Raw genomic sequence first — 19,233 nt, 5'->3', positions numbered from 1 at the left:
AAGCGGGGGAGCGGGTCAGCCGGTGCCGGCCGTGGCCTCGGGTTCGGGGCGCAGGGCGGCGGCGGTTACGGGGACGGGGCTCGCGGTGCGGGTGGCGGCGGAGGTGGCCACCATGACCACGGTGTTGAGGACGAGGGCGATGACACCGACGTTGAGGTCCTTCACCGCCTGGGGGAGTCCCGGCAGGAGACTGCCCACCGTGACTCCGGAGAGGGTGACGACGGCGACCGTGGTGACTCCGACGACGATGCCCGCCGCTGCTCCCTCCTTGGTGACGAACTGCCGTGGCGCGAGGCTCGCCAGCAGTGCCGGGAAGAGCTGGGTGACCAGTGCGTAGCCCATGAGCAGCAGCGAGACGATCGAACTGCCGCCGTTGAAGGTGAAGTAGAGGGAGACCAGGGCGAGGGCGGGGACGAGCAGCTGTGCGAGACGGGCGATGTGCTTCTCGCTGGTGTGGGGCCGGGCGAGGCGGTAGACGTTCTTCGACAGGCAGGTCGCGGAGGTCATGAGCAGCAGGGATCCGGGGACCAGTGCGGTGAGCAGCCCGGCGCCACCGACGATGCCGACGAACCAGGAGGGGAAGGTGGCGGTGGTGATGCGCAGCAGCGACAGATCCGCGTCGGCGCCCTTGAGGCCGGGCACGACCAGGATGGCGGTGAATCCGGCGAAGAAGACGAAGAGCAGGATGAGCTGGTAGAGCGGCATGAAGATGGCGTTGCGGCGGAAGACGCGTTCGTTCTGGGCGCTGTAGGAGGCGCTGAAGGTGTGCGGCCACATGTAGAAGCCGACCGCCGAGAGCAGCACGGTGGAGGCGAACCACGAGGTGCTCATGCCGCTGGAGGGGAGGGTGAGGAGCTGGGGGTGGGCCTTGTCCACCGCGTGGAACATCTCCCCGACGCCGCCGAAGTAGTGCATCGGCAGGTAGATGCCGAGGATGAGGACGATCGCGAGGATGGCGACGTCTTTGAGCACCGAGGTCCAGGCCGAGCCGTGGATGCCCGAGATCGTCACATAGAGGGTCAGTGCCACTGTGCCGATCACGATGGCCCAGTGGGAGGAGATACGGCCGTCGGAGGAGACGGACACGATGATCCCCAGCCCTTTGAGCTGCAGGACGAGGTAGGGCACCATCGCGACGACTCCGACGAGGGCCACCAGCGCGCCGAGCAGCGGGCTGTTGAATTTGGCGACGAAGAAGTCGGACTGCGAGATCAGCCGGTGCTGCTTGGCGTAGCGCCACACGGCCGGGAGCAGCCAGTACGACAGGACGTAGGCCAGTGAGGCGTAACAGAGGATGTAGTACGCGGGCGCGCCCTTGCCGTAGGCCCATCCCGAGGCGCCCAGGAAGGTGAAGGTCGTGTAGATCTCGCCGGCCAGCAGCAGGAAGACGAAGACCGTTCCGAAGCCGCGGCCGCCCACCGACCACTGTTCGAGGTCCATGTCCCTGCCACGGCGGGCGCGCAGGCCCAGGCCCAGGGCCGCGAGCAGGAAGGCGAAGATGACGGTGAGGGCGATCATGAGCTCTGCTCCTCCCGGTTCGCCGGGTCCAGGTGGTAGATGACGGCCATGGTCGCGGAGATCAGCACGACCCACATGACCAGCCAGAAGAGGTTGAACGGCATACCGAGGACATAGGGCGTCACCCGGTTCGCGAAGAAGATCCCCCCGAGGATCCCGAGGAACGGGATCGCGCCGAGCAGATGGATGGGTTTCACGTCGAGAACCTCCTGGGCCGGGCCGTACTCCACTGGTGGGGCGAGGCCGTCTGGGGTGGGTGGCACGTCTCGTGCGGTGCGGTCGGGACGGGGCCGTTGGGACGCCGCGCATGGCGTGGGGGAGGCGGCGCCTCAGCGGATCGCCTGCCGCTGGCCAAGGCCGCTGGCCGGGGCCGTCGGCCAAGGCCTCGGCGGCAGCTGAGACGGGGCCGAAGTATTTTTCGCCATGCGGAATTTATTTTTCGATTGGCAGATGTATAGGTCCGCCGTGGGGGCCTGTCAAGACTTTTTACGTCCCCGCTCCGCCCGGCCGTCCGGGCGTCGCCACCGTGCCGATGAGTCTGACACCGCGAGGCGTGGGACGTAAGGCGAGGGTGTCGGGGATGAGTGGTCGGCGGGGGTTGTTATTCCGCAATGCAGAAAATACTATCCACATCGCAGAAGGGTTCCGGTGCTCTGCCGACCCCCGCTGACCGGCACCCCACTCCGGTGCCGGCCCATCACCCGTACTCACACGCCCTCAAGAAACGGGAGATCCCATGGCACGCATGTTCCTCAACGGCCAGGCGATGGAGGGCGGCCCCTTCCATCACCACCTGCGCGGAGCCCCCCTCGTGGCCCGGACCCGCACCGCCCCCGGCTACCGCTTCTTCTCGATCCGGGACACCTGCCCCGGGCTGCTGCCCGACCCCGGTGTCTCCACCGCGGTGGAAGGCGAGGTCTACGACGTCCCCGACGAGGTGCTGCGCGACCACCTGCTGCCCAGCGAGCCGCCGGAACTGGAGTTCTGGATCATCCAACTCCAGGACGGTTCCTCGTCCTTCTCGATGGTCCTTCGCCGCGGCGAGCTCGAGAAGGGCGTTCACAAGGAGATCACCGACTTCGGTGGCTGGCGTCCGTACCTGATGAGCCTCGGCCGGGAGCACTGATGAAGAACCGACTTCCCCGCACCGTCAATCTGTCGATCCTGTTCACCGAGCTGCCGCTGCTCGAGCGTCCGGCTGCCGCGAAGGCCGCGGGGTTCGACGCGGTCGAGTTCTGGTGGCCCTATGCGACGGCCGTGCCGACGGACGCGGAGGCCGATGCCTTCGTACGGGCGGTGCGTGCCGCCGGTGTCCGCCTGACCGGCCTGAACTTCTTCGCCGGGGACATGCCCGGGGGCGACCGGGGCCTGGTGTCCTGGCCGGGCCGGGCCGCGGAGTTCCGCGACAACATCGACGTCACCGTGGCGATCGGCGAGCAACTGGGATGCCGTTCGTTCAACGCGCTGTACGGCAACCGGGTCGACGGCGCCGCCCCGGCGGAGCAGGACGACCTGGCGGTGGAGAACCTGGCACTGGCGGCCAAGGCCGCCGAGCGCGTCGGCGGCACGATCCTGCTGGAGCCGGTCAGCGGCGCCCCGGCGTACCCGCTGCTCACCGCGGCGGACGCGATCGCCGTCATCGACCGGGTGGCGGTCGAGTCCGGCAGCCGCAACCTCCGTCTCCTGGCCGACCTCTACCACCTCTCCGTCAACGGTGACGACGTGCCCGGGGTGATCGCCGCCCACGCCGATCGCATCGGCCATGTCCAGATCGCCGACGCACCCGGGCGGGGCGCGCCCGGTACGGGACGGCTGGACCTCGACGGGCTGCTGCTGCGCCTCGAGGCCGCGGGCTACGCCGGCTGGGTGGGCCTGGAGTACAAGCCCGAGGGCCCGAGCGCGGACAGCTTCGACTGGCTCCCACGCGAGCGGCGCGGCAGCGACCGCCAGGCCTGACCCGGTGCCCGGCCCGCTGTCGCGGACCACCACGACGACACGGACGACACGGACGACACGAAGGAACCCACGATGAGCGCCACTTCCCGGAAGATCGCCTTCATCGGCCTGGGCATCATGGGCGGCCCGATGGCCGCCAACCTGGTGAAGGCCGGACACACCGTCACTGGCTACAACCGCGGCCGCGCGGCCGTGGACACCCTGGTCGCCGCCGGTGGCCGGGGCGCCGACAGCATCGCCGAGGCGGTGCGCGAAGCCGAGGTCGTGATCACCATGGTCCCGGCCGACCCGCAGGTGAAGGAGGTCGTCCTCGGCGAGGGCGGCGTCCTGGAACACGCCGGGCCGGGCACCTTGCTGATCGACATGAGCAGCATCACCCCGCAGACCTCGCTGGAGGTGGACGCCGCCGCACGGGACAAGGGCCTGCGTACGCTCGACGCCCCGGTGTCCGGCGGCGAGGCGGGCGCCATCGAGGGGGCGCTGTCCATCATGGTCGGCGGCGACCCGGACGACTTCGCCGACGCCAGGCCGGTGTTCGAGGCACTGGGCACCACCATCGTGCACGTCGGCCCGCACGGGGCCGGGCAGACGGTCAAGGCCGCCAACCAGCTGATGGTCGCCATCCACCTGCAGTCCCTGGCCGAGGCCGTGGTCTTCCTGGAGAACGCCGGCGTGGACCTGAAGGCGGCACTGGAGGTCCTGGGCGGGGGCCTGGCCGGCTCCACCGTCCTGGCCCGCAAGCGGCAGGCGGTGCTCGACCGCGACTTCAAGCCCGGCTTCCGTATCGACCTGCACCACAAGGACATGGGCATCGTCACCGACGCGGCACGGGCCGTGGGGGCGCCCCTGCCGGTCGGCGCTCTCGTCGCCCAGCTGATCGCCTCGGCCCGCGCCCGCGGCGACGGCGGGCTCGACCACTCCGCCCTGCTGCGCGGCGTCGAGCGCCTGGCCGGCCGCGCCACCCACTGAACCCACCCCCCGACGTACCAATCGACAGGAGCATCCCCATGGCTCGAATGACCGCGGCCCAGGCGGCGGTGGAGATCCTCAAGCGTGAGGGAACCACCCATGTCTTCGGCCTGCCCGGTGCGGCGATCAATCCCTTCTACTCCGCGATGCGCACCAATGGCGGCCTGACGCATGTCCTCGCCCGTCATGTGGAGGGGGCCTCGCACATGGCCGAGGGCTACACCCGTGCGAACGCCGGGAACATCGGGGTCTGCGTGGGCACCAGCGGCCCCGCGGGCACCGACATGATCACCGGTCTGTACTCGGCCGCCGCGGACTCGGTCCCGATCCTGTGCATCACCGGCCAGGCACCCGTGGCCAAGCTGCACAAGGAGGACTTCCAGGCCGTCGACATCGCCTCCATCGCGGGGCCGCTGACCAAGATGGCGATGACCGTGCTGGAGCCCGCGCAGGTGCCCGGCGCCCTCCAGCAGGCGTTCCACCTCATGCGTTCCGGCCGGCCCGGTCCGGTGCTGATCGATCTGCCGATCGACGTCCAGATGGCGGAGATCGAGTTCGACCTGGAGACATACGAGCCGCTTCCGGCCCACCGGCCGGCCGCCACCCGGGCGCAGATCGACAAGGCCGTCGAGCTGCTCCAGGCCGCCGAACGGCCGCTGATCGTCGCCGGCGGCGGCATCATCAACGCCGACGCGAGCGAGTTGCTGGTGGAGTTCGCCCAGCTGACCGGGGTGCCGGTGGTGCCCACGCTGATGGGCTGGGGAACCATCCCCGACGACCATCCGCTCATGGCGGGCATGGTCGGTCTGCAGACCTCCCACCGCTACGGCAATGCCACCCTGCTGGAGTCCGACTTCGTCCTCGGCATCGGCAACCGCTGGGCGAACCGCCACACCGGCGGCGTCGACACCTACACCCGGGGCCGTACCTTCGTCCACGTCGACATCGAACCCACCCAGATCGGCCGGGTCTTCCCGCCCGACTACGGCATCGTCTCCGACGCCGGGCCCGCGCTGGAGCTCTTCGTCGAGGCGGCGAGGGAGCTGCAGGCCGCCGGAGCCCTCAGGGACCGCGGCGACTGGGCCGACAGCTGCCGGCAGCGCAAGGCCACCATGCTCCGCAGGACCCACTTCGATCAGGTGCCGGTCAAGCCGCAGCGGGTCTACGAGGAGATGAACAAGGCGTTCGGGCCCGACACGCGCTACGTCTCCACGATCGGCCTCTCCCAGATCCAGGCCGCGCAGATGCTCCATGTCTACCGCCCCCGGCACTGGATCAACGCCGGCCAGGCCGGGCCGCTGGGCTGGACCGTGCCCGCCGCCCTGGGCGTCGCGACCGCCGATCCGAACGCCACCGTCGTCGCCCTCTCCGGCGACTACGACTTCCAATTCATGATCGAGGAACTCGCCGTCGGCGCCCAGTTCCAGATCCCCTACCTCCACGTCGTCGTCAACAACGCCTACCTCGGTCTGATCCGCCAGGCGCAGCGCGGCTTCGACATGGACTACTGCGTCCAGCTGTCCTTCGACAATGTCAACGCCCCCGAGGTGGGCGGCTACGGCGTCGACCACGTCAAGGTCGCCGAAGGGCTGGGCTGCAAGGCCGTCCGCGTCTTCGAGCCCGACCGCATCGCGCCCGCCCTCGAAGAGGCCAAGAAGCTCATGGCCGAGTACCGGGTACCGGTGGTCGTCGAGGTCATCCTCGAACGCGTCACCAATGTGTCCATGGGAACCGAACTCGACAACGTCACGGAGTTCGAGGAAGTGGCCACCGGCCCCGACCACGCCCCGACGGCGGTCCGCGTGGCCCTCGGCTGACCCCTCGGGAACAGGAGAGAGAGCATGAGCGACTTCACCCGGCTTCCCGACCTCGCCGCCCGCGCCCTCGGCGGCGGTGTCGTCGCGGCCAACGACGAGTTCTTCGCCGAGAAGGAAAATCTGCTGCGCCCCACGGCACCCGTGTTCCAGCCCCACACCTTCGGGCACAAGGGTCAGATCATGGACGGCTGGGAAACCCGGCGCCGCCGCCCCGAATACGAGGCGGGCGACCACGACTGGGCCGTCGTACGGCTCGGCGCGCCGGGCGTGATCCGCGGTGTCGTCGTCGACACGGCGCACTTCACCGGCAACTATCCGGAGTCCTGTTCGCTCGACGCGTGTGCCGCCGAGGGCTATCCCACGCCGGCCGAACTCGAAGAGGCCGAATGGGTTCCGATCGTTCCGCCGAGCCCGCTGCGCGGAGACACCGAACACCACTTCGAGGTCGAGGCCGACCGGCGTTTCACCCACGTCCGCCTCAACATCCACCCCGACGGCGGGGTGGCCCGGCTGCGTGTCCACGGCAATGTGATCCCGGACCCGCGGTTCCTCACCGGCTCCGCCTGGGACCTGGGCGCGGTGGAGAACGGCGGCCGCGTCGTCGACGCCAGTGACCGCTTCTACTCCCCGCCCAACAACGTGCTGTCCCCGGGGCTGCCCCGGGTGATGGGCGACGGCTGGGAAACCCGCCGACGCCGCGGTGGCGGCAACGACTGGGTGATCGTCGAACTCGCCGCGCCCGGACACCTCGCCCAAGCGGCCCTCGACACCTCGTACTTCATCGGTAACTCCCCGGGTTCGGCACGGCTGCGGGGCATCGACGCCGCGGTGGCGGACCCCGACGATCCCGGGGCCTGGTTCGACCTGCTGCCGCGCACCCGGCTGCAGCGGGACACCCGGCACCGCTTCCGTATCGACGCCTCCCGCCCCGTCAGCCACGTCAAGCTCGACATCTATCCCGACGGTGGCCTGGCGCGGCTCCGGCTGTTCGGCGAGCCCACCCCCGCCGGCCTCGCCACGCTCGGGCTCCGCTGGTTCGACCTGCTGCCCGCCGCCCAGGCGGTTCGGGTCCTGATCACCGAGTGCGGCGCTCCACCGGAATGGGCGCGGGGCGTCGTCGACAGGCGCCCGCTGACCGATCCGGACGGACTGGCCAAAGCGCTGGAGGGGAGCGAGCCGTCCGTGGCCGCCCGCGTACGCGACCTGGTGGCGACAGCCCCCTGACCGCACCGGCGGACGACGCCGGGCGGATCGCCGCCCGGCCCGGAAGGAGAGGAAAACGGGTGCGCGTACTGATCGCGGCGGACAAGTTCAAGGGGTCGCTGACCGCGGCTCAGGTAGCCGAACGGCTCACCGCCGGGCTCCGGCGGGCGGCCCCCCACGCGTCGGTCGCGTCCGTACCGGTCGCCGACGGCGGTGACGGGACGGTGGACGCCGCGGTCGCGGCCGGGTTCGGCCGACGCCAGATACGCGTGACCGGACCCGAGGGCACGCCGGTGACCGCCGCCTACGCCCTGCGGAACGGCGCCGCGGTCGTCGAAATGGCCGAGGCGTCCGGGCTGCGACACCTCCCGGCGGACGTCTTCGCGCCGCTCACCGCCACGTCGTACGGCACCGGCGAAGTACTGCGCGCCGCGCTGGACGCCGGGGCCCGTTCGATCGCCCTGGGCGTCGGCGGCAGTGCGACGACGGACGGTGGCGCGGGGATGCTGTCGGCGCTCGGCGCGCGGTTCCTGGACGCGTCCGGCGCCCCGGTCGGCCCCGGCGGGGCGGCCCTGGCCCGGCTCGCGAAGGCCGACCTGTCCGGACTCGACACCCGGCTCGCGGAGGTGGACCTTGTACTGGCGAGCGACGTCGACAACCCGTTGCTCGGGCCGAAGGGCGCGGCCGCGGTCTACGGGCCCCAAAAGGGCGCCTCCCCCAAGGAGGTGGACATCCTCGAGAGCGCCCTGCACCACTACGCGCGAACGTGCGGAGCGCTCGGCACGGCCGAGGAACCCGGAGCCGGGGCGGCCGGCGGACTCGGCTTCGGCGCCCTCACCGCACTGCGGGCCCGGTTCCGCCCCGGAGTGGAGGTGATGCTGGACCTGCTCGGTTTCGGCGAGGCCCTGGCCCGAGCGGATTTGGTGATCACCGGTGAGGGCTCCCTGGACGACCAGACCCTCCACGGCAAGGCACCGGCGGGCGTCGCCTCCCGGGCCCGCGCGCACGGCCTGCCCGTGGTCGCCGTCTGCGGCCGGTTGTCCCTGGACCCCGACTCCTTGAAGGCCGTCGGCATCCATCGGGCCTACGCCCTGACCGAACTGGAGCCCGACATCCCCCGCTGCCTCGCGCAGGCGGGGCCCCTGCTGGAGCGGACGGCGGCGCGCATAGCGAGCGACTTCCTGCCCGTCTGAAGCCGGCGCGGCCACATCGTGGCTCATCCCGTGCCCAGGTCCGGGCACGGCCGACGTCATCCCTGCCGCGCCCCCGCCAGCCGCCCCCGTGCGGCGGCCTGGATCCGGGAGGGCCCGAGCGCCCACTGGAGGGTGCGTCCGACGGCCGTCGCCAGGGGCCGGTCCCAGCCGGTGCGGACGGGGGCCGGGCGGTGGATGCCGAGTTCGGTGCGGGCCCAGTCGGGGAGGAGTCCGACGGAGGCGTTCGTGAGCAGGCCTGCGACCAGCCGCTCCCGTCGGGTGCGTCCGAAGCGGCGGAGGAACAGTACCGAGTCCAACGCGGCCGGAGTGGCGTGGAGTTGGGGGCGGAGGCGGGTCAGGTAGCGCTCGGCCTCGAGGGACGTGCGCGGTACGTTCCGCGCGCCCAACGCCTCGGCCACGGGGGCGGCTTGGCGGTAGTAGGCGTCGCACTCGGCGGGGGTCAGCCGGAGCGGCCGGGGTGCGTAGGTCTGGTGGCCGGCGAGGAAGCTGCGTACCTCGGCGGTGTGCACCCAGGTGAGCAGGTCGGGGTCGTCCGCGCGGTACGGCCGGCCGTCGGGGGCGGTGCCGTGCACCCGGGTGTGGATCCGCCGGACGAGGTCGATCACCTCGCGGGCGGCGGCCGAGGAGCCGAAGGTGGTCGTGGTGATGAACCGTACGGTTCCGTTCAGCCGCCCGACCGGATCGGCGCGGAAGTCGGAGTGCTGATCGACCCCCGCCATGGCCAGCGGATGCAGCGACTGGAGCATGAGCGCGGCGAACCCCCCGGTGAGCATCCCGGTGGCCTGCCCGTGCACCCGCCACACCGGGTCCCCCGGCGCGATCCCGAACAGCCCGGGATCCCCGGGCGGCCCCGCGTACCGCTCCAGCTTGAGATCCCCGCCGTGCATGGTCGCCGTGAGTTCCGCCGCGATCCGTTCCCGCAGTCCCACCAGCACCTCCAGGGGCCGTGTCGCTCAGCCGAGGGTACCGACCCGCCCGGCGAGCACGGCCACGAGGATGAGCAGTCCGCACAGGGGGTTGGTGCCGAACGCCCGCCCGCAGGCTCCGACGTCCGCGGGGTCGGCCCGCCATACCTGCCACCCCAACTGCCCCGCGACCACGCACAGCCCGGGCCAGTACAGCGGCCCGAGCCCGGCCACGACCCCGAACCAGGCGAGCAGCGCCACACACCCCGCGTACACGCCGCCCACCAGCACCCGGCTACGGCGCCCGAGCAGCACGGCGGCCGACCGCACCCCGGCCCGCACATCGGCCTCCCGGTCCTGGCAGGCGTAGATCACGTCCGTCCCCACGGCCCAGCAGATCAGCGCCCCGTACAGCACCCCGCCCCCGCCCCCGAGCCCTCCGGTGAGCAGGCCGTACACCAGCGGCACCGTCCAGTTGATGGTGATCCCCAGCCACACATGCGGCCAGTGGGTGACCCGCTTCATATACGGATACACCGCCGCGAGGGGCGCCCCGGCCGCCGCCCACACCACGGCCTCCACACTCCAGAACCCCATCACCAGCGGAGCGACGGCCCCCACCACGACACACAGCACCAGCGCCCGCCCGGCCGCCAGCCGCCCGGAGGCGACGGGCCGCCCCGCCGTACGCGGCACCTGTGCGTCGAACCGCGCGTCCAGCACATCGTTGAGCCCGCTGGCGGACCCTCTCGACAGCACCCCGTACACCAGGAGCAGCAGCCCGAGCAGGCCCCCGTCCCGGGGCCCGGCGATCGCTCCCAGGGCGATCCATCCGGGCACCACCAGCAGCCAGGCCCCCACCGGCCGGTCCAGCCGCAACAACTCCAGATACGGCCGCACCCCGGCGGGGGCCCGCCCCACCAACCGGGCGGCACGGCCTTGGGCCGGGACTTGAGCCGAGGCTTGGGCTTGTGAGGCGACGGTCATACCCATTCATGTCCCTTTCCGGGGGGATTACCTGCCTATCGGGCCAACCTAGCCTCGGCTGGGGCGAGTTACCCGCACCGGGGCTCCGGCCGCGCCGCTCCTCGACGTACGCCATGACCGCGCGGAACGGGCAGTCGGGCCGCCGGGTGTTCGCGGGGGACCGGCGGCCGGTCGATGTGATGGTGGGTGACCTGGACCGGGGCGCCGGCTTCCCGTATTCGGTGACCGACGGCGTCGGCGACGGCGGGTGTGTTTTTCCGGACTAACCGATTCCTCGTGCGATTTTGGCGCGCATGGGTGATCATCTGCATACCCGAAGTTCGAACACGGAGGCGTATATTCATGAGACCGACGCGTGCCGTTCTGCTCGTCGTGGCCACCGCCCTGACCCCAGCCCTCCTCTTCACCGCCCCGGCGTTTGCCAACGATTCGGCGGCCCCGGTCACCACCACCGTGGCGACCACGTCCGACACACCGGTGGACGAGATGTCGGAGGACGAACTGCGTGCGGCGATCGCCGCCATCCTGGCGGACGAGGGAAGCGGCCGGGGGGTCGCCCGAGAGGCCAATGAGGCCCTCAACGGCACCGTGGACGACATGCGCACCTTCCTGAAGACCGGCTACCGACTGGCTCAGGCCGAGGACGACCGGGTCGCCATCGCCCGCATCCTCCACGGGGCAACGCAGAACAATGACAAGCGCGTCATCGAGGAGGCCAACAAGCTCCTCGACAACAACTCCCCGGAGGAGATGCGCACCTGGCTGGAGACCGGCTACCGACTGGCCCAAGCCGAGGACGACGCCGTCTACATAGCTCGCATGCTCGCGGCTCCGAACATCAGTGACGCCCTGCGCGCCGCAGCCAACGCCGCCCTCGACGACGGCTCCCCGGAAACCCTGCGCTACTTCCGTGAGGTGGGGCAGTACGAGGTGGCCGGTTAGGTGATGCGGGCTGCGCCCGGGGCGCCTAGGACGTAGTCCCGTACACCCGCGTCCTGTCCGGTCTGGCTGGCGACGACGTCGGCCAGGTTCGGGTCGTCGAACCGGCCCCAGCGGCTGGGTGATGCTCTCGGCGAGGACGTGGCCGTCGAACGGGCGCAGGCGCCGGCCCCAGGTGTAGCGGTAATAGGGGCTTGTCACGGCCAGGACGTCCCGAACGGGCGGGTGGCCGATCATGAGCAGGTCGCCGTCCTCCCCGAGTCCGGTCACGAGCAGGCTCCGGTGGGTGAAGGTGACGTCGTCTCCGGTCAGGACGAACACGGACGCGGGCCCTGGGATCAGTGACCAACCCATGCGGCTTCGTCGTAAATTGTGCCCATGAGCGAGGAGACATCACCCGAAGCGTTAGAGCGGTCAAGCACCGGACGCAGAAGGCATGCCGCACCCAAGCGGGGCCAGGGTGGCAGCGGAGTGTTGCGCTCGTCCGCGCTGATGGCGGTCGGGACGGTGGTCTCGCGCGCTACTGGACTGATCCGGCAAGTGCTGCAAGCCGCCGCACTGGGCACCGGGCTGCTGGCCACCACCTACAACCAGGCCAACACGGTGCCCACCAGCCTGTACTTCCTTCTGATCGGTGGTGCGCTGAACTCCGTCCTGGTCCCGCAGCTGGTCAGGGCCCGCACAGAAGACCCCGACGGCGGAGCCGCCTTCGAACAGCGTCTGGTCACCCTCGTGCTGTGTGTCCTCGGCGTCGGCACCGCGCTGGCCACATGGGCCGCTCCCGCGATCATCAGCGTCTACCAGCGCGACACACCTGCCACCCACGACGCATTCGAGTTGACGGTCGTCTTCGCCCGCTTCCTGCTTCCGCAGATCTTCTTCTACGGCGTGTTCAGCATCTTCGGCCAGGTCCTCAACGCCCGGAACCGGTTCGGGGCGATGATGTGGACCCCGGTTCTGAACAACCTCATTCTGATCACCATGTTCGGCCTGTACGTCGGCATGATGACCGCCCCCGAAAAGGCCACGGACATCACGGACGCCCAGGTCCGGCTGCTCGGCATCGGTACCACGACTGCCCTGGCCCTCCAGGCGCTCGCCCTGATCCCTTACGCCCGCGAAGCCGGATTCCGGCTTCGACCGCGTTTCGACTGGCGGGGCACCGGCCTGCGCAAGAGCGTGAACGCGGCCCGCTGGACCTTGCTGTTCGTACTGGCCAACCTCGTGGCGAGCACGGTGGTCACCCGCCTGGCCTCCTCCGCCGACGCCGCCCTGCCCCACGACGGGGTCGGCTACACCGCCTACAGCTACGGCCAGCAGATCTGGATGCTGCCCCAGTCGATCGTCACCGTCTCCCTTGTCACCGCTCTTCTTCCGCGCATGAGCCGGGCAGTGACCGAGCACCGTGTCGAGGACTTGCGTGCCGACCTCTCCCGAGCACTGCGGACCAGCGGCGTCATCATCGTTCCAGCGGCATTCTTCTTCGTCGCCTTCGGCCCGCAGATCGCGCAACTGCTGTTCGCCCACGGCGCTGCCAACACCGCGGCAACCATCCCCCTGGGCCACATGGTGCAAGCCTTCGGCCTGGGACTGATCCCATTCTCCGCTCAATACCTCCTGCTGCGCGGCTTCTATGCCTTCGAAGACACCCGCACACCGTTCCGCATAGCGCTGTGGATCAACGGCATCAACATCGCTTTCGCTGTGGCCTGCCATCTTCTGCTGTCTCCCCGTTGTGCGGTCACCGGGATGGCCGCCGCGTACAGCCTGTCCTACGCGATCGGTCTGCTGCTGACCGCTCTACGGCTGCGGCAACGCACCGAGGGGCTGCTCGACGGTCGGCGGATCTGCCGCACCTACGCCAAACTGACCGCGGCCGCCACCGGGGCCGGTTCGACCGGGTGGCTCATCGCCCGCTCCTGCAGTCACAGCCTGGCATCTGTCTCCTGGACACCAGCTCTCGCACTGACTGCGGGCGGCATCACCATGCTGCTGCTGTTCCTGCTCCTTGCACGACTCTTGCGAATTGGGGAACTGCGCAACCTGCCAGGGCTGGGATGACCCCGGCACGATCAGACTGAGCCGAGGAATCGATCAGGCGGTTCGTGTGTACGAGAACACCGTGACCGGCTGGGACCAGCGGCCGCAGGTGAGGCGGTGGGTCATGAGCGTGGTCGTCTACAAGGGCGTTGACCATCACAACACCACATCGTTCAGTGCCTTCGACAAGCCGATGGATGTGCGGCCGCCGGTCAAGACCGACACCCTCGACGCCAGCGGCACCAGCCGCTGAGTCCGGCATGCCGAATCGCCAGGACCGCCTGCCCTCGTAGACAGGACATTGCCGACAGGCGCTGCTCGGCGGCCGTCGGCACCCCGGTCGAGCGCAAGACCATCCTCCGGGGTCACCCAGTGATCGCTCAGCCGCTTGGCACGTGGCTATCGCGGCACGTGTAGCGTGAAGCGGACTCGGCCGGTCCGTCCGGCGAACCTGTGTCCTGACGGGGGACCTTTTACTATGCATCTTCCTCGCGTCGCCGCTTTCGGCGCGCTCGCCGCCGCCCTTCTCGCTCTCTCGGCCTGCTCCAGCGGCGGATCGGGCGATGCGTCGTCCGACGCCGGGAAGGACGGGAATAAGGGCACGAGCGGCGGCTCGCCGAGTTCGAAGACCACATTGTCGCCGTCCGCCTCGGCGAGCGGGTCGACCGGCGGATCCGGCACCGCTCAGGCGGTGACGTCCAAAGTCGAGGTCAGCATCAAGTCGTGCCAGCTGCGCGACGCGGCCAAGCTGTTCGCGGTAGTCCAGCTCGACAACGCGAACGGCGCGGCGGACTACGCCTACACCGTCAAGGTCCGTTTCCTGAACTCCGCACATCCCGACCAGGCGGTCTACACCACCCTCACCAACCAGCCCGTCCAAGCCGGAGCCATGAAGAGCGCGCTCGCCTCCACCGCGTGGAAGGGCGACTCCGCCGCCATGCCGAAGACCTGCCAGGTTGCCAAGGCGACCAAGGTGAAGACGGCCGGCTGACCCCGGCCCGCGTGCGGCGCAAGGCGCGCCGAGGCTCCTTGGGCAGGACCGGCCAGATGACGGGCTTGGTGCGTGCCATGCGGTCCTCCAGGGAGGGGCGCGGGGCGGCCGGGGCCGCTCATAACTGGACAGTGATCGGGGTGCCCGGGGCACCGGGACCGGCCGACCGGGGTGTGGGGGCGGAAGAAGAACGGATGGGCGTCCTCGCCGGGTGTGAGGCCCGGACGGCCCGCGTCATTCATACTGGTGGCATGTCCGCTATGCCTGCCGCTGAGCCGTCCCCGCCCGCTGCCGAGGTGCTGCGGCAGCGCTACGCGCGAAGGCTCCCCGACGCGCTCGGCCGGCTGGCCGGGCCGGCCCATGGCTCCGTCCAGCTGCCGCTGCATGTGGCGTGGTCGGGACTGACGCGGTTCGATCTGGACCGACCGCGGTCGAGGATGAGCATGTACCGCACGGTGCTCGCCGAAGGGCAGCACGATGACCTGATCGCCCTGCTGAACCGGGATCTCCTCATCGACCAGTGGCCCGTCCTGCGCACGCTGATCAGCCGGGCCATCCGTGACGTGTGGGAGGAGGCTTTCCCCGAACTGGCTTCGGCCCGCTCGGGAGCCGCGGCGTGAACCTCAGTGATCTCCACCGTAGGCTCCTCTCCGACGTCCTGGCCATCGGCACCCCCTACCCCCTGGTCATCACCGGCGGGTACGCGGTCCAGGCGCACGGCCTGGTCGACCGGCTCAGCCAGGACCTCGACGTGGCCACGGAGAACCCCGCACCCATGGCGGAGATCACCCGCTCCCTCATCGCCGGGCTGGCCGAGCGCGGCTGGCGGGTGAGGGAGGTGGGTGTGGACCCGCTCTCCGGCCGCCTCGGGCGCCGTGCGTGACCTCATCGACGTCCACGCCGCTTCCCGCCTCCACACCACCGTGGACCTGGAGCGACTCGGCCGTCGCCACGCCCGCGACGAGTTCTGTCTCGAGGATCTCCAGGCGCGTCTGGCGGGTGCGGAGTGGTACGAGGACGAGGAGTTCATCGCTTACGGCCTCACCGAGGCGGACACGGCCACCTTGCGAGCCTGGGCTCGGGACTGGGCCGACGACCTTACCCAGCGGCTGCACGAGGAGAGCACGGACGACTGATCGGCCCCCGCCGGGGCCCGGTCATCCGAACACCGCGTCGTGGAAGGCGATTTCCGCCTCCAGCATGCCGGTGAACCAGCGGGTCAGCCGCTCCTGGGGGATGCCGTCCGGCAGGGCGTCGACCTCCGCCGCGAGTGCCCGTACCCCGTCCCGGAACGCCTGGTCGGCGTGGAGCGCCACCCAGGCGCTCATCGCGCCGTCGGGGACGGCGCCGCGCTCGTGTGCCCGGGTGCACCAGGTGAGGTAGAGGGTCTCCGCGGCGAACAGCATGGTCATCACTGCCGGGTAGCCGCCTTCCCGTGCCACGTCGAGCGCGTACCGCGACAGCACCTCGGCCCGCCGGGCGGCGTCCGGCCGGGCGGGGACGGGCCAGGCGGCGCGGGCTTCGCGGAAGTAGTCCGCCTGGGTGGTGGTCAGCACATGGACCGCACGGGCGTTGCGCTCCAGCGCCGTCCGGTCGGGGGCGCCCCACACGGCCAGTCCGTGCAGCCGGGTGGCCGTCTCCACGAACGCGGCCTCGATCTCCAGGTAGTCGGCGTAGTCGGCGTCGCTGATCGTGCCGGCCGTGACCTCGGTGACGAAGCGCATGCGCAGCGCCTGTTCCATGAGCGGGGCGGCGGCCTTCAGGAGCCGCTCGGACCGGCTCATCGGGAGAGCCATTCGACGAGGCCGCCGAAGATCCGGGCGTAGCCGTCCCACTGCTCGCAGAAGGCCGCGGGCGCCCAGTGCGGGGAGCAGTCGGAGGTGAAGACCGCCGAGCGTCCCGCGCCGTACTCGGCCACCGCCACCAGGGGGTCGCCGCCCAGAGTGGCCAGGACCTCGGCGCCCGGACGTGACCGGACGCGGTTGTAGCCGAGCAGCGGTGGCCATTCGCCGGTCACCCCGCCGAGGGCGGGATGACCGGTACCGACGGCCGACGCGCGGCCACCCGCGGGGAGTTCGACGCGGTCGTCCTCGGGCAGCAGCTCGACCGGCAGCACCTCGTGCAGCGCGGTGTTGCGGTAGGCGGCCTTGCCCTCGAAACCGGTGAAGGAGAGATAGCCGCCGACCATCAGCAGCCCGCCGCCGTCACCGACCCATCCGCGCAGTGCGCCGATCCGGTCCGCCCCCGGTGTGCCCCGCTCGAACACCTCGGGGGAGAGCTGGAGGGAGTTCGCCCCGATGTCGGAGAGGATGACCACGTCGTAGCGGGCGAGCGCCTCGGCATCGCCCGGGAACTCCCCGGGTACCAGATGCGCGGGCAGGTGCGTGACCTCGTGCCCGCGGCCCTCCAGCGCCCGGCGCAACGGCTCGACTCCGGTCACATAGGCACTGGTGGTGAACGAGTCGACCCCCTTGATGTGTGTGGACTGGGAGATCCAGCTCTCACCGGCTATCAGGACGCGGCTCACAGGGTGCTCCTTCGTAACGGGGATGCGGGGATACGGGAATACGGGGATACGGGGATGGGGCGGAACGCCGGGACGGTGGTCGGGGAGTCGGGGAGTCAGGACGCGGCGGCGTGCTCGAACAGCCGGGCCGGGTTGATGCGCAGCAGGCCCGCGGCGGTCCGCCGGGGCACGCCGTGCTCGACGAGGCGGGGGAGGAACAGCTCGGGTACGTAGCGGAAGCCATTGCCGCCGTAGGCGGTGAGCATGCTCTTGAGGAATACGTCGTGGCTGAGCAGGAGCCGGTCGCCGTGTCCGCGGGCGATGAGCCCGGCGATGGCGTGCGCGGTCTCGTGGGGTGCCGGGGACTGCCCCTCGCCGGGGTAGTGGAACGGCATGCCGATCATGTCGAATTCGAGCCAGACGCCGCGGTCGGCCACCGACCGCTGATAGTCCGGGTCGGCGTGCGAGGGGTCCATATGGCAGAGCACCACGGCGGCCGGTGCCACCCCGTACTCTCCCAGTACCAGGTCGAGGACCTCATGGGCGCGGCGCTGCCAGCCGGGCAGATGGATGTAGAGCGGGACACCGGTCTCGCGCTGGGTGCGTGCGGCGGCGCGCAGCGCGGTGTGCTCGCCCTCGGTGAACCGCGGGGAGACCCCGATCTCGCCGATGACGCCCGGCCGGATCCCGGTGCCGTCGGCGCCCTCGGTGAACTCGGCCAGCAATGCGGCGGCGAGGCCGCGCTCGTCCGCCGATGACAGTGGCCGGGGATGGTAGGGCTCCAGGTACCAGCCGCTGCCCATGACCACACGTACGCCGCTGTCCTCGGAGAACGCGCGCAGCGCCGCCGGGTCGCGGCCCAGTCCGCCCGGGGTGACGTCGACGATCGTGCCGCCCCCGCCGGCGGCGAACGCGCGCAGGTCGGCCAGCATCCCTTCGGTGTCGTCGAGCACACAGTGGTCGAGGCAGGCGTAGGGCTGCTCGCGCAGCAGCCAGGCCAGTCCGGGCGTGGTGCGGGCGTCGCGCAGATGACCGAGCCGGGGGTCGGCCGGGGTGGTGACGGCCTTGCGGATGTCGTTGCGCAGATGCTCATGGGTGAGGGTGAGGCCGAGCCCGGTGCTGGGCACGGGCCCGGTCACCGTGGTCACGGTGCGGGGGGAGGGGCCGCTCATGAGCGGCCCGTCAGATGGGCGAACAGATCGGCCATCGCCCGGCCGCGCAGGTTGAGCCAGATCGCGGCGAGCAGCACCAGTCCGGTGACGATGGGGGTGAGGAACGGGCTCACGCCGAGCAGGTTGAGGCCGTTGGCGATGACTCCGGTGATGAGGGCGCCGATGACGGTGCCGAGTACGGTGCCCCGGCCGCCGAACAGATTGGTGCCACCGAGCACGACCGCGGCGATCACGGTGAGTTCGAAGCCCTGTCCGGAGTTGGCGGAGCCGGACCCCAGCCTGGCCGCGGTGAGCAGCCCGGCGATACCGGCGGCCACACCGGTCAGCATCAGCGTGATCATCTTGATCCGGGCGGTGTTCACCCCCGCTCGTCGTACCGACTCCTCCTGGGAGCCGATGCCGTTGACGTAGGAGCCGAACGGCAGCTTCGACAGCAGGACCGCTCCGACGGCGACCGTGGCCAGGGCGATCCAGGCCAGTGCGGACAGTCCGAGGAAGGCGGCGTCGCCGAGCTTGGCGACGAAGAGCCGGGCGTCGATGGGGACGGAGAACCCCTTGGTCCACAGCTGTGCCAGGCCGCGGACCACCGACATGGTGGCGAGGGTGACGATGAACGGGGGGATCTTCTGATAGGCCGACAGCCATCCGTTGACGGCGCCCCAGAAGAGCCCGCCGAGCAGCGCCACGACGATCACCACGGAGGAGTCCCAGCCGGCCTGCAGCATCTCGGCGGAGCAGGTGGCGGTGAACGCGAGGATCGATCCCACGGACAGGTCGATCTGCCCGGTGCTGATCACGAAGGTCATGGCGACCGCCACGATCAGGGTGATCGCCACCTGGGTGGCCAGGTTGGCCAGGTTGGTGAAGGTCAGGAAGTTGGGGGCGGCGATGCCGAAGCCGAGGAAGAGCGCGACGCCCACGCCGAGCATGGCCAGGGTGGCCTTGTTGGCGCGCTGCCAGCGGCCCGGGGGCCGGCCCAGTACGGCGGTGGTGCGCATCGCGGTGTCGGCGCTCAT

19 protein-coding genes and 2 pseudogenes are annotated in these 19,233 nt (G+C 70.6%); 13 read left to right on the top strand and 8 right to left on the bottom strand.

Annotation, left to right across the window (positions count from 1 at the left end; translation table 11 throughout):
• Window positions 1-15: 15 nt before the first annotated feature.
• Window positions 16-1,518 (bottom strand): sodium:solute symporter family protein, encoded by a 1,503-nt coding sequence (locus tag JK364_RS00870; protein WP_201846453.1) that lies wholly within the window; start codon window positions 1,516-1,518, stop codon window positions 16-18.
• Window positions 1,515-1,781 carry a DUF3311 domain-containing protein gene (locus tag JK364_RS00865; protein WP_307841121.1) on the bottom strand — a complete coding sequence of 89 codons (267 nt, stop codon included), beginning with the start codon at window positions 1,779-1,781 and terminating at the stop codon, window positions 1,515-1,517. Before JK364_RS00865 ends, JK364_RS00870 begins: the two co-directional genes overlap by 4 nt.
• Before the next feature lie 473 nt (window positions 1,782-2,254).
• On the opposite strand from JK364_RS00865, the gene JK364_RS00860 reads away from it, so the two are divergent.
• The 6 genes and pseudogenes from JK364_RS00860 (at window position 2,255) to JK364_RS00835 (ending at window position 8,656) form a co-directional block, all read left to right on the top strand.
• The gene (locus JK364_RS00860; RefSeq protein WP_201846451.1) at window positions 2,255-2,644 is read left to right on the top strand and encodes an allophanate hydrolase-related protein; all 390 of its coding nucleotides are present in this window, start codon (window positions 2,255-2,257) and stop codon (window positions 2,642-2,644) included.
• Entirely contained in the window at window positions 2,644-3,474 is an 831-nt protein-coding gene (locus JK364_RS00855) for a hydroxypyruvate isomerase family protein (RefSeq protein WP_201846449.1), read from the top strand. The genes JK364_RS00860 and JK364_RS00855 overlap by 1 nt, the downstream gene beginning before the upstream one ends.
• A 45-nt stretch (window positions 3,475-3,519) precedes the next feature.
• A pseudogene (locus JK364_RS00850) lies at window positions 3,520-4,443 on the top strand (2-hydroxy-3-oxopropionate reductase); the annotation flags it as partial.
• A gap of 38 nt (window positions 4,444-4,481) precedes the next feature.
• A complete protein-coding gene (gene gcl / locus JK364_RS00845; protein ID WP_201846445.1) occupies window positions 4,482-6,260 on the top strand; it encodes a glyoxylate carboligase in 1,779 nt (592 codons plus the stop codon).
• A 24-nt stretch (window positions 6,261-6,284) separates the two neighbouring features.
• Window positions 6,285-7,484 carry an allantoicase gene (gene alc, locus JK364_RS00840; RefSeq protein ID WP_201846443.1) on the top strand — a complete coding sequence of 400 codons (1,200 nt, stop codon included), beginning with the start codon at window positions 6,285-6,287 and terminating at the stop codon, window positions 7,482-7,484.
• Window positions 7,485-7,543: 59 nt separating this feature from the next.
• Window positions 7,544-8,656: a glycerate kinase gene (locus JK364_RS00835; protein WP_201849013.1), complete on the top strand. Its 1,113-nt coding sequence runs from the start codon at window positions 7,544-7,546 to the stop codon at window positions 8,654-8,656.
• Window positions 8,657-8,712: 56 nt separating this feature from the next.
• On the opposite strand, the gene JK364_RS00830 is transcribed toward JK364_RS00835, so the two are convergent.
• Together JK364_RS00830 and JK364_RS00825 are read right to left on the bottom strand one after the other, a co-directional pair.
• Entirely contained in the window at window positions 8,713-9,606 is an 894-nt protein-coding gene (locus tag JK364_RS00830; RefSeq protein WP_307841120.1) for an oxygenase MpaB family protein, read from the bottom strand.
• Window positions 9,607-9,630: 24 nt separating this feature from the next.
• Window positions 9,631-10,569, bottom strand: coding sequence for a 4-hydroxybenzoate octaprenyltransferase (locus JK364_RS00825; RefSeq protein WP_201846441.1), 939 nt, complete (start codon window positions 10,567-10,569; stop codon window positions 9,631-9,633).
• 113 nt (window positions 10,570-10,682) lie between these two features.
• Here JK364_RS00825 and JK364_RS00820 point away from each other — a divergent pair, with 113 nt between their 5' ends.
• From JK364_RS00820 to JK364_RS00790, 7 genes and pseudogenes are all read left to right on the top strand, one after another.
• Window positions 10,683-10,835: a hypothetical protein gene (locus tag JK364_RS00820; RefSeq protein ID WP_201846439.1), complete on the top strand. Its 153-nt coding sequence runs from the start codon at window positions 10,683-10,685 to the stop codon at window positions 10,833-10,835.
• 76 nt (window positions 10,836-10,911) lie between these two features.
• Entirely contained in the window at window positions 10,912-11,511 is a 600-nt protein-coding gene (locus tag JK364_RS00815) for an ALF repeat-containing protein (protein ID WP_201846437.1), read from the top strand.
• 489 nt (window positions 11,512-12,000) lie between these two features.
• A complete protein-coding gene (murJ, locus tag JK364_RS00810) occupies window positions 12,001-13,569 on the top strand; it encodes a murein biosynthesis integral membrane protein MurJ (protein ID WP_230991384.1) in 1,569 nt (522 codons plus the stop codon).
• A 46-nt stretch (window positions 13,570-13,615) separates the two neighbouring features.
• A complete protein-coding gene (locus JK364_RS00805; RefSeq protein ID WP_201849011.1) occupies window positions 13,616-13,801 on the top strand; it encodes a hypothetical protein in 186 nt (61 codons plus the stop codon).
• 225 nt (window positions 13,802-14,026) lie between these two features.
• The gene (locus tag JK364_RS00800) at window positions 14,027-14,539 is read left to right on the top strand and encodes a hypothetical protein (protein WP_201846433.1); all 513 of its coding nucleotides are present in this window, start codon (window positions 14,027-14,029) and stop codon (window positions 14,537-14,539) included.
• 260 nt (window positions 14,540-14,799) lie between these two features.
• On the top strand, window positions 14,800-15,159 hold the full coding sequence (locus JK364_RS00795; RefSeq protein ID WP_201848790.1) for a hypothetical protein: 360 nt from the start codon (window positions 14,800-14,802) through the stop codon (window positions 15,157-15,159).
• Window positions 15,156-15,675 (top strand): annotated as a pseudogene (locus tag JK364_RS00790) (nucleotidyl transferase AbiEii/AbiGii toxin family protein). Before JK364_RS00795 ends, JK364_RS00790 begins: the two are co-directional and overlap by 4 nt.
• A gap of 21 nt (window positions 15,676-15,696) precedes the next feature.
• On the opposite strand, the gene JK364_RS00785 reads toward JK364_RS00790, so the two are convergent.
• The 4 genes from JK364_RS00785 to JK364_RS00770 form a co-directional block, all read right to left on the bottom strand.
• Window positions 15,697-16,323: a TenA family protein gene (locus JK364_RS00785; protein ID WP_201846431.1), complete on the bottom strand. Its 627-nt coding sequence runs from the start codon at window positions 16,321-16,323 to the stop codon at window positions 15,697-15,699.
• Window positions 16,320-17,066 (bottom strand): glutamine amidotransferase, encoded by a 747-nt coding sequence (locus tag JK364_RS00780; protein WP_201846430.1) that lies wholly within the window; start codon window positions 17,064-17,066, stop codon window positions 16,320-16,322. Before JK364_RS00780 ends, JK364_RS00785 begins: the two co-directional genes overlap by 4 nt.
• A 95-nt stretch (window positions 17,067-17,161) precedes the next feature.
• Window positions 17,162-18,217 carry a phosphotriesterase family protein gene (locus tag JK364_RS00775; protein ID WP_201846429.1) on the bottom strand — a complete coding sequence of 352 codons (1,056 nt, stop codon included), beginning with the start codon at window positions 18,215-18,217 and terminating at the stop codon, window positions 17,162-17,164.
• Window positions 18,214-19,233 (bottom strand): ABC transporter permease, encoded by a 1,020-nt coding sequence (locus JK364_RS00770; RefSeq protein ID WP_201846428.1) that lies wholly within the window; start codon window positions 19,231-19,233, stop codon window positions 18,214-18,216. Before JK364_RS00770 ends, JK364_RS00775 begins: the two co-directional genes overlap by 4 nt.

It is taken from the genome of Streptomyces endocoffeicus, from assembly GCF_016741935.1.
GTDB classification, from domain to species: Bacteria; Actinomycetota; Actinomycetes; order Streptomycetales; family Streptomycetaceae; genus Streptomyces; species Streptomyces endocoffeicus.
The sequence above is the reverse complement of the archived record's forward strand: the minus strand, read 5'-3'. Positions and strand labels throughout refer to the sequence as shown.

What these genes read in the sequence shown, in the direction of transcription:
- JK364_RS00860 (WP_201846451.1), top strand. Translation starts at nt 2,255, where the DNA reads ATGGCACGCATGTTCCTCAACGGCCAGGCGATGGAGGGCGGCCCCTTC.
- JK364_RS00800 (WP_201846433.1), top strand. Translation starts at nt 14,027, where the DNA reads ATGCATCTTCCTCGCGTCGCCGCTTTCGGCGCGCTCGCCGCCGCCCTT.
- JK364_RS00855 (WP_201846449.1), top strand. Translation starts at nt 2,644, where the DNA reads ATGAAGAACCGACTTCCCCGCACCGTCAATCTGTCGATCCTGTTCACC.
- JK364_RS00870 (WP_201846453.1), bottom strand. Translation starts at nt 1,518, where the DNA reads ATGATCGCCCTCACCGTCATCTTCGCCTTCCTGCTCGCGGCCCTGGGC.
- JK364_RS00770 (WP_201846428.1), bottom strand. Translation starts at nt 19,233, where the DNA reads ATGAGCGCCGACACCGCGATGCGCACCACCGCCGTACTGGGCCGGCCC.
- JK364_RS00825 (WP_201846441.1), bottom strand. Translation starts at nt 10,569, where the DNA reads ATGACCGTCGCCTCACAAGCCCAAGCCTCGGCTCAAGTCCCGGCCCAA.
- JK364_RS00815 (WP_201846437.1), top strand. Translation starts at nt 10,912, where the DNA reads ATGAGACCGACGCGTGCCGTTCTGCTCGTCGTGGCCACCGCCCTGACC.
- JK364_RS00795 (WP_201848790.1), top strand. Translation starts at nt 14,800, where the DNA reads ATGCCTGCCGCTGAGCCGTCCCCGCCCGCTGCCGAGGTGCTGCGGCAG.
- alc (WP_201846443.1), top strand. Translation starts at nt 6,285, where the DNA reads ATGAGCGACTTCACCCGGCTTCCCGACCTCGCCGCCCGCGCCCTCGGC.
- JK364_RS00775 (WP_201846429.1), bottom strand. Translation starts at nt 18,217, where the DNA reads ATGAGCGGCCCCTCCCCCCGCACCGTGACCACGGTGACCGGGCCCGTG.
- JK364_RS00785 (WP_201846431.1), bottom strand. Translation starts at nt 16,323, where the DNA reads ATGAGCCGGTCCGAGCGGCTCCTGAAGGCCGCCGCCCCGCTCATGGAA.
- gcl (WP_201846445.1), top strand. Translation starts at nt 4,482, where the DNA reads ATGGCTCGAATGACCGCGGCCCAGGCGGCGGTGGAGATCCTCAAGCGT.
- murJ (WP_230991384.1), top strand. Translation starts at nt 12,001, where the DNA reads ATGGCGGTCGGGACGGTGGTCTCGCGCGCTACTGGACTGATCCGGCAA.
- JK364_RS00820 (WP_201846439.1), top strand. Translation starts at nt 10,683, where the DNA reads ATGACCGCGCGGAACGGGCAGTCGGGCCGCCGGGTGTTCGCGGGGGAC.